The 8,950-nt window shown below is 46.3% G+C and carries 8 protein-coding genes; 5 read left to right on the forward strand and 3 right to left on the reverse strand.

What is annotated here, in order from left to right; translation table 11 throughout:
• The first annotated feature begins 232 nt into the window (after positions 1–232).
• Positions 233–3,460 carry an EAL domain-containing protein gene (locus AC5JL3_RS04045; RefSeq protein ID WP_496073251.1) on the forward strand — a complete coding sequence of 1,076 codons (3,228 nt, stop codon included), beginning with the start codon at positions 233–235 and terminating at the stop codon, positions 3,458–3,460.
• Positions 3,454–3,609, forward strand: coding sequence for a hypothetical protein (locus AC5JL3_RS04050; RefSeq protein ID WP_496073252.1), 156 nt, complete (start codon positions 3,454–3,456; stop codon positions 3,607–3,609). Before AC5JL3_RS04045 ends, AC5JL3_RS04050 begins: the two co-directional genes overlap by 7 nt.
• Positions 3,610–3,656: 47 nt before the next feature.
• On the opposite strand, the gene AC5JL3_RS04055 is transcribed toward AC5JL3_RS04050, so the two are convergent.
• Entirely contained in the window at positions 3,657–4,256 is a 600-nt protein-coding gene (locus tag AC5JL3_RS04055) for a Uma2 family endonuclease (protein WP_496073253.1), read from the reverse strand.
• Positions 4,257–4,491: 235 nt separating this feature from the next.
• Here AC5JL3_RS04055 and AC5JL3_RS04060 point away from each other — a divergent pair, with 235 nt between their 5' ends.
• Together AC5JL3_RS04060 and coaE are read left to right on the forward strand one after the other, a co-directional pair.
• Entirely contained in the window at positions 4,492–5,067 is a 576-nt protein-coding gene (locus AC5JL3_RS04060) for a Uma2 family endonuclease (RefSeq protein ID WP_496073254.1), read from the forward strand.
• Positions 5,068–5,230: 163 nt separating this feature from the next.
• Positions 5,231–5,809, forward strand: a complete 579-nt coding sequence (coaE, locus tag AC5JL3_RS04065) for a dephospho-CoA kinase (protein ID WP_496073255.1) — start codon at positions 5,231–5,233, stop codon at positions 5,807–5,809.
• A 137-nt stretch (positions 5,810–5,946) separates the two neighbouring features.
• Here coaE and AC5JL3_RS04070 read toward each other — a convergent pair whose 3' ends face one another.
• Complete coding sequence (locus AC5JL3_RS04070) at positions 5,947–6,732, reverse strand: helix-turn-helix domain-containing protein (protein ID WP_496073256.1); 786 nt, start codon at positions 6,730–6,732, stop codon at positions 5,947–5,949.
• Between the two features lie 118 nt (positions 6,733–6,850).
• On the reverse strand, positions 6,851–8,245 hold the full coding sequence (locus tag AC5JL3_RS04075; protein ID WP_496073257.1) for a TldD/PmbA family protein: 1,395 nt from the start codon (positions 8,243–8,245) through the stop codon (positions 6,851–6,853).
• 476 nt (positions 8,246–8,721) lie between these two features.
• Here AC5JL3_RS04075 and AC5JL3_RS04080 point away from each other — a divergent pair.
• Positions 8,722–8,950, forward strand: a 229-nt coding sequence (locus AC5JL3_RS04080; RefSeq protein WP_496073258.1) for a hypothetical protein, incomplete at its 3' end; no start/stop codon positions are given.

The raw sequence follows: 8,950 nt of genomic DNA on the forward strand, positions 1-8,950 counted from the left end.
CAACGCTGATGGAACAACCTCGTTTGTGGTAAATGCAACTAGAGCGTAAAAAACGGTCAAAGCCAGAGGAATTGCTAGCTCTTTACACCTGTTTCCTCAACACCTGAGAGTTGTTGTAACGCTCATCAACTAGTCACACCTTAGCGAAGGTTGAAAGTGACCCGATGTTCTAACCCGATGCTTATTGGGTAAGTGGAATAACGCTTGTAACAACTAATGCCGTAAAAGGGTCATGAAGTACGAACGACCTAACACCAGAGATCTGGCTGGCAACATTGTATTAATCTACACATTTTTTAGCGGCTTTTGGATTATATGTTCCGATCGCCTGCTCGCGCTATTAATCCATGATTTAACATTGCTAACCAAGCTACAAACTGTTAAGGGGTGGGTTTTTGTCTTGCTAACGAGTGGATTACTCTATGGACTAGTTCGATGGAGAATGCGATCGCTACAAGAGAGCAACAACCTCTTACAAGGCATTGTTGAAGGTACAGATGATGCAATTTTTGTCAAGGACTGTGCAGGGCGCTATGTCATGCTCAACAGTGCTACCGCTCAACACATAGACAAATTGCGATCGCAAATTCTTGGTCGGGATGATACAGCCCTCTTCTCGCCCGATACAGCACGGGAAATTATGGAGATAGACCGTAGTATCCTGGCGACAGGTGAGACTCGAAGCTTTGAGGAAAGTGTCACGATTAACGGCAGCACACGCACCTATCATTCAACAAAAGGTGTCTATCGTGACTCAAAACACAATGTCATTGGTCTAATTGGCATAGCACGAGATATCACAGAACGAAAACTGCTCCTTGAAGAACTCAAACGAGATAAAGAAGACCTTGCTGCCCTTAACACCGTAACAGCCAATGGCATCAGTACCTTAAATCTTCAAGAACTGCTGGATGTCATGCTTGAGCGTATTGTGGAAGTCATGCAAGCTGATGCTGCCACCATTCGTTTAAAAAAAGATGATTCCCTACAAATCTGCGCCAGCATTGGAATTGAGAACGACGATTATATCCGTTATCCAATACCAATTGGACAAGGCTTTGCAGGTACAATTGCAGCCACAAGGCAGCCATTTTACATTGAAGACGCTCAAATAGACTCGCGTGTAATTAATCCTTTCATCAAGCAGAGTAAAATCCGCACAATGTTGGGTGTGCCACTGGAGCGTAATGGGAATTTAATCGGAGTTCTCCATGTCAAGTGGTTATCTATCCATTCAGTAAGCGATCGTAAACTTCATCTACTAGAAATTACTGCCGAACGCTGTACTATGGCAATTCTGAACGCCCAACTCTATGAACACGCTTTACAACTACAAGAGCGTCTTCAGCTACAAATTGACCACATGCCCCTTGCCTGTATTGTCAATAACCAGGAACTACAGTTAACAGATTGGAACCCTGCGGCTGAAAGAATATTTGGCTTTACCAAGGAAGAGGTACTCGGTGCCAACCCTTGTGACCTAATTACACCCCCAACCGTTCGCTCCCTTGTCAAGAAAACCTTCCAGCAGTTAGAAGCAGGGCAAGCAACAGCACATAGTATTAATGAGAATCTCACCAAAGATGGTCGCACCATCATTTGCGAGTGGTACAGTACACCGCTTAAGGCAGCAGATGGTACAGTCGTTGGGATGCTCTCAATGGCACAGGATATCACCGATCGCCATGCTACTGAGGTGGCATTGCAGGATTCTGAACAGCGTTATCGCACTCTTTTTGAGAGTAATCCCCACCCGATGTGGGTTTATGACACTGACACACTTGCCTTCCTTGCTGTCAATGATGCGGCGATTCACCACTACGGTTATTCTCGTGAAGAATTTCTCTCAATGACGATTCGGGATATTCGTCCCCCCGAAGATATTCCTGCCCTACTGAAACATCTCACTCAAATCAGTCATGGTCTTCATGTTGATGGCGTGTGGAGACATTGCAAGCAAGATGGAACCATTATTGATGTTGAAATCACCTCTCATCCTTTAGTTTTTTCAGGAAGACAAGCTGAGGTGGTTTTAGCAAATGATATTACTCAGCGTAAACAAGCAGAAGAACAGTTGCGGCGCTATGCGTTTTATGAACCCTTAACAGGCTTGCCCAACCAAGCCTTATTCTTGGAGCGATTAGAACAACAGCTTGAACAGGCAAGATGTGGTAAAGCCGGTTTATTTGCGGTTCTGTTCCTTGAGCTAGAGCGTTTTGAACTGGTTAAGTATAGCGTGGGACACTTAGCGGCTGACCAACTGATCATCACTACAGCTCAACGATTGGAGAAGTGCATAAAACCCACGGATACAGTAGCACGACTGGGAGCTGATGAGTTTGCCATCCTCCTGACAGATATCCAAGACAGCAATGAAGCGACTAACATGGCTGATTACGTTCACCAACAGCTTGTGTTACCGTTTACTCTCAACGGACGTGAGATATTTTCTACCACGAGCATTGGTATTGCTTTCTGTGAGAAGGACAAGCTAGTCAGTAGCACCTTGAAATCGTCGAAAGAACTCTCTAACCGATCACTAGCTGCTACCCCACTCACCTGCTCTAATCGACCAGAGGATTTCCTCCGTGCTGCTGACACAGCAAGGCATCATGCCAAGATGCAGTCTCATCTGCGTCATGCCGTATTTAATCCGGCAATGCATGAACAGGCTGTGGCACGTTTCCAGCTAGAAACTGATTTGCGGCGGGCGATTGAACAAGAGCAGTTTCAGGTTCACTATCAGCCAATTGTGTCTATGGAGACAGGTGAAATTAGCGGGTTTGAGGCGCTAGTGCGTTGGACTCATCCTACACGCGGCATTGTTTCACCCGTTGAGTTTATTCCCTTGGCAGAAGAAACAGGGTTAATTGGGCTTATCGATTGGTGGGTATTGCGCGAAGCTTGCGCTCAGCTAGGTGTTTGGCAACAAGAGTTTGCGACTATTAAGCCTTTGACAATGAGCGTGAATTTATCTGGCGTGCAGCTAGGACAGTTAGGTTTATTAGAGCGGCTTGACCAAATTCTGCGGAAGACTGGTGTTAGTGGACATAGCTTAAAGTTGGAAATTACTGAGAGCAGCTTGCTAAAAAATGCTAGCTCTGGAACAGCAATGCTAGAGCATTTAAAAGCATTAGGAATTCAGCTATCGATTGATGACTTTGGTACGGGTTATTCGTCCTTAGCGCGTCTGCACCAGTTACCGATTGATACGCTAAAGATTGACCGCTCTTTTGTCAGTCGGATGGGTATTGAGGGGGATAGCTTGGAGATTGTTCGGACAATTATTACACTGGCTCATAGTTTGCAGATGGATGTCATTGCTGAGGGGATTGAAACGCCTCAGCAATTGGCACAGTTGCGATCGCTCGGCTGTGAGTACGGACAAGGTTATTTCTTCTCTAAACCCGTTGAACAAAACTCAGCTACGGTGTTACTTAGGTCACAAGCACAGTGGTGAGAGAGAAAGCGATCGCCTTCCTTCATCGGCGAGTCATCGCCATCACAGCATTAACCGTAAGTTCGGGCAAATCCCCCAAAGAAGGCAAAGTGTCTACTCCAGAACAAACTATTGGCAAGTCATCTCCCCGCCATACCCAAATTTGTTGACGAGTTGGATCGATTAACCAGGCTAATTGTGTCCCATTGCTGAGATCTCAATTTGACTCTCTTCCTATGGCTGCCTGACGAAACTCTCTGACTGCTTCAACTCTGGAGGTTTGAGCGATTAAAACACACTTTGACAGCAGCTCGATATCGAGGTCTGTTAATCCAGGAAGCTCACTGCGGTAAATTCGCTCATAGCTCTGCTCTCGCAGGTGATAGAGCGCGAATAATCCATCTTCCCAGAACCAGACTTCGGGGACACCTAATGCTTTGTATCGCTCTAGTTTGTTAGCACTACCGCTGGTCAACACCACTTCAATTGAGAGGTCAGGGACAAGCCTCTTCTGACCAAGCCAGTAAGACTCATCGGCTTGAGCAGATGCCGTTCCTTGACGTTCCTGGGTCATTGACCCAGCAGGAATAAATTCGATGCCCTTCTCAACGAGAAACAGTTCAATCAAAAAGCCAATAATGGTCTTAAAAAATTCGTGGTCTTCTCCGGGCATCAGAATCTCAATTGTGCCGTTGTAATAGAAGAGCCGCACACCGGAAGAGCCTTCAAACCCTTTTTGGATCAGCTTGAACTGCTCCCAGGTTCGCTCGTGAAGAACAAGCCGTCGCTCTGTGGTGTGGTTTAGTAGTTGTGCCATCAAGTTGCTCGTTGCCTGCCTGGGGCATTGCTTCATGCTCTACCGTCACCATTCTATTTGAGAAATGTCAAGGAACGTTCCTCTGTCCCTTTTTTGGTTGCATCCCAATGCCAGCAAAAATCTAGCCCTGTGCGTCCTCTTTCTAAGTGCGATCGCCTCTTTTCTGGTCAGAATTTTCTTGCCAAAAAGACAGTAGTATGGGGTTGAAATGCCGTTCACGCTTCAACTTAAGTGTATGGTTATCAGTCCTCTGACATTAAATTTAGATACCGTTCACCTGAGTGACGAACAGTTCTATCAGTTATGTCAGAATAACCGCGAGTTAAAGTTTGAACGAACGGCTTCGGGAAAATTAATTATCATGTCACCCGTTGGAGGAGAAAGCGGCAATCGGGAAGCAGAATTGATTATCGACTTGGGGATTTGGAATCGCCAAACCCAACTTGGTTATACGTTTAGTTCGTCTACCATCTTTAAGTTACCCAATGGGGCAGACCGCTCTCCAGATGCGGCTTGGATTCAACGGCAACGTTGGGAATCACTCACTCCTGAACAAAGACGCAAATTTCCCCCCATTGCACCAGATTTTGTCATCGAACTCAGGTCAGCAACAGACGAGTTAGAAACGCTACGCCAGAAAATGCGGGAATATCTGGATGCAGGGGTGCAATTGGGATGGATGATTAATCCCCAACAGCAGCAGGTAGAAATTTATCGGCAAGGACGGGATGTGGAAGTGGTTGCTCTTCCGTGCGAGTTATCCGGTGAAGACTTCTTGCCTGGATTGACCCTAAGTTTACCGCTTTATTGAGCCGCATCTAACGCGAAGCGACCCTTCCATCTGCAAAATGAGGTTGTTGTGTCACCCGTAGACCAATTTCGAGAACTCCTGCCCTATCAGGCTTTCACCGTTTGCGCTTGCTTAGAGTGACACAAGAGCGATAACATCTATAACAACTCATTCCTCTTAACTCTTGAAGCGAATTATTGGTCTAACCGGGGGAATTGGCTGTGGTAAAACCACTGTTTCGGACTACTTAGCTAGTGCTTACCAGCTACCCGTTTTAGATGCAGATATTTACGCCAGGGAAGCCGTACAACTGGGTTCACCTGTACTGAGTAAAGTTACCGGACGCTACGGTTCAGGGATTCAATTGCTTGATGGTACACTCAACCGCAAGCGTTTGGGAGAAATTGTTTTTAGTAATCCCGCTGAGCGACAGTGGTTGGAGCAACAGATACACCCTTACGTGCGATCGCGTTTTCACTCAGAACTCGATCGTCTAGTTGCTCCTACAGTTGTCTTGGTTATACCTTTGTTGATCGAAGCCGGGATGACTGATTTAGTTACTGAAATTTGGGTAGTTAGCTGCTCACCAGAACAACAACTACAGCGTATAAGAGAACGCGATCGCCTATCTCTAGAAAACGCTCAAGCTCGCCTCAAAAGCCAACTACCCATCGAGCAAAAAGTTGCTCGTGCTGACGTTGTTTTGAATAACTCCTCTACACGAGAAGCCCTTCTCAAAGAAGTAGATTTAGCCCTGTCCTAAGTTCAACGCGCCTTTAATTCTCTACTCAAAAAATATTACCAATTAACGACACCTAGCTACACATCTGCAAGCAAAGTTTAATAAAAAGAAATTTCCTTTCCCTTTCCCCCAGCCACAAGATGAAATAAAGCAACAGGCTACTTATCTGGTGTAAAGATAACTTCCTTTGCCTCACCAACCTCTCCTATTGGCTTAGGTTCTCCACCTTTAGTAGAAACAAACACCGCACCTGCATCAGCCGCCTTAATCTTCAGCTCTTTCTGTGCTGCCCAAGTTTTCCGGTATTCTTTTTTTACAGCACCGTCAAACTGAGTTTTTCCATCAACGATCACGGATAGCCATGAGTCATCGTTGAGACTTACCTGAACTTCAATAGGAGCACTAGATTGAGTTTTAGGTTGTGCGGTTGCTACAGATGAGCTTTGTGTTTGTACCTTCGGTTTAGCGCTTGGTAGCTTCGAGAGAAGAAAAAACAGCCCACCCAGAGCGGCGATCGCCAAAAGAGCGTAACCGACTTTAGGCTTTAGAATGTAGTCGAGATAAGGCTCTATCGAGAACGACGGAGCCTCGAATGAAGAAGATGAAGCCGTAGGAACGTCTTCACTATCCGTCCGCTCCGTCTCAGAACGTACCGGTAATACACTGACAGGAAACGTTTGGGCAATAGCCGCACCGTCCACGTTGAGGACATCCCCATAGCGACGGATTAGTCCTTGAATAAAAATTGGCTCAGGCAATTGGTCGGGTTGCCCTTCTTCTAAAGCTTTCACCAAACCCAATCGCAAAAATGTTCTGGCAGCAGCTTCTTCTATAGGGATAGACTGCTGTTGCCTGATCTGTCGTAGATGCGCTCCGATTTCCTTGAGTTGCTCCAATTGATCTGGATTTAACTGTTTCACCTGCCCAGCCTGCCAAGAAGACATATCTCTCTATTCCACCTAATTCCATGGAGAAATCAATAGCCCAAAGACTACCAAAGACTATTAGTTTTGTCTATTTCCTGGATCACATATTTTGGCTTTAAGTCGGGATTAATCTTGTTTAGGCTTCGCCACCGACAACAACATCGCGAATCCGTAAACTTGGACCACCACAACCAACAGGCAAGCCCCCTTGTCCAGCTTTGCCACAGCCACCGGATTCATCCCAGTAGAAATCATCCCCGATCGCTTCGATATCTGCCAAGGTTTTGAAGACGTTTCCAGAAAGGGTAACATCTCGCACTGGCTCAGCTAGCTTGCCATCGCGAATCATCCAAGCTTCACCAGCGCTGAAGGTGAACATTTCACCATTGGTCATCCCGCCTAGCCAGTTTCGAGCATAAACCCCTTCTTTGATGCCCTTGAATAAATCTTCAACAGGCGTTTTTCCTCGCTCAATCCAGGTATTGGTCATCCGGACAATCGGTGGGTAATGGTAGTTGAGGCAACGGGCATTTCCGGTCGGTGTCTCTTCCAGTTTCCCAGCCGTTTCACGAGAATGAAGGCGACCAACTAGAATACCGTCTTTAATTAGCTGAGTTTTCGTCGCTGGTGTGCCTTCGTCATCGTAGAAGTAGCTACCGCGATGCCCTTCGGGTGCTGCGCCATCAAAGATTTGCAGTTCCTTAGGTCCAAATTGACGCCCCATGCTCATGACTTCCAGTAAGTCTGGGTTTTCGTAAGCCATATCGGCTTCTGAAAGGTGTCCGAAGGCTTCATGAACGAATAAACCCGTAAGGACTGGGTCAATGACTACGGTATAGGTACCTCCCTTCACAGGTGGTAAGGAGAGGGCATTTACAGCTCGTTGGGCAGCACTGCGGACTTGTTCATCTAGATTCGTCAGGTCTTCGTAAGCTTTGCGAGAGCCAGTGGTTTCCCTGCCAGTTTGTACAATATCCCCATTACGGGCAGTGGCAGAGAAGCGCATTTCCATATCCACCCACGATTGTTCAATCAGGGTTCCTTCTGAGGTTGCAATGATGACTCGTTGGGTGCTATCTCCATAACGTACAGAGGTTGTGGTGATGCGAGGGTCAATGCTTTTCAGAATGGTATTGTAGCGATCGCACAATTCTTTCTTCTGAGCGAGAGGAATCTGGCGCGGGTCAGTACCTGTTAAAGGCAGTTGACAAACGGCTTGGACTGGCTTGATTGGAGCGAGTACTGTATCTTCATCACCCACAATTCTTGCAGCAGCGATCGCTTCCTCAACTTGCTCTGATAATGTCGCAAGCTGGTTGAAACTCGCAAAGCCCCAGCCTCCCTTGTAGCAAGCCCTTACTTGCCCACCAATGGAGAGACCTTCACTTAGGGTTTCCACCTTGTCGCCCTGCAACAGAATACTCGTCCCTTTTGAGTCTTCTAAACGAATCGCTAAGTAGTCCACACGGGAGCGATACCGGGCAATTAGCTCTGAGAGTAAATTTTTGGCATCAGTTAGTACAGTCGGCATAGGAGGCAGCAAGATCAACGAACTCACCCTCTTATTGTGCAACGACTAAGCCAGGGAGTGCTACTGCTGACGGTGCTGTACCAAAGCTAATTGGTTAAAGTTGCGATCGCATTCTCGCCAAGGTATAGGAGTGAAGAAGAAGTAGTTGGAATGTTTTAGGCTTCTTAATTCTGCCTTCCCCCCTAATATATATTTATATTTCCTGGGAAAAAATTACCTGAAACAGTTATATCTAGGGCACTTCGCTGGAAAAGGTGAGCCAAATGACAAGATAACGTAGCAATAGACAATCTTTCTTTAGTCGGACGAGTAGAAAAATTAATAAGGTTAACTTTGACAGGGAGTTTCAACAATAATGCCGATAAATCTCGACAAGGCGATAGCTCATTCCTCGTTAAAAATCAAAAGAAACTTGCTCGAATTTAACGAAATGGCATAGAAGCTCAAACCCTCTAACATCAAATCAAGGAAATACAATGAGCGCACACAATAATAAACTGTCAATCAAAAACCTTGTAAGTTTCGCAGGAGTCGCTGTTGCTAGTGTTTTCCTTAGTCTCCCTGTATTAGCTCAGACCACACAAGGTGGCGGACAAATGAATAATGGTGGTACGACAGGTGTACAACAACCTGGCACGACGGGTGTTCAGCAACCTGGCACGACGGGTGTTCAGCAACCTGGCACGACGGGTGTTCAGCAACCTG

This window comes from Symplocastrum torsivum (assembly GCF_059505465.1).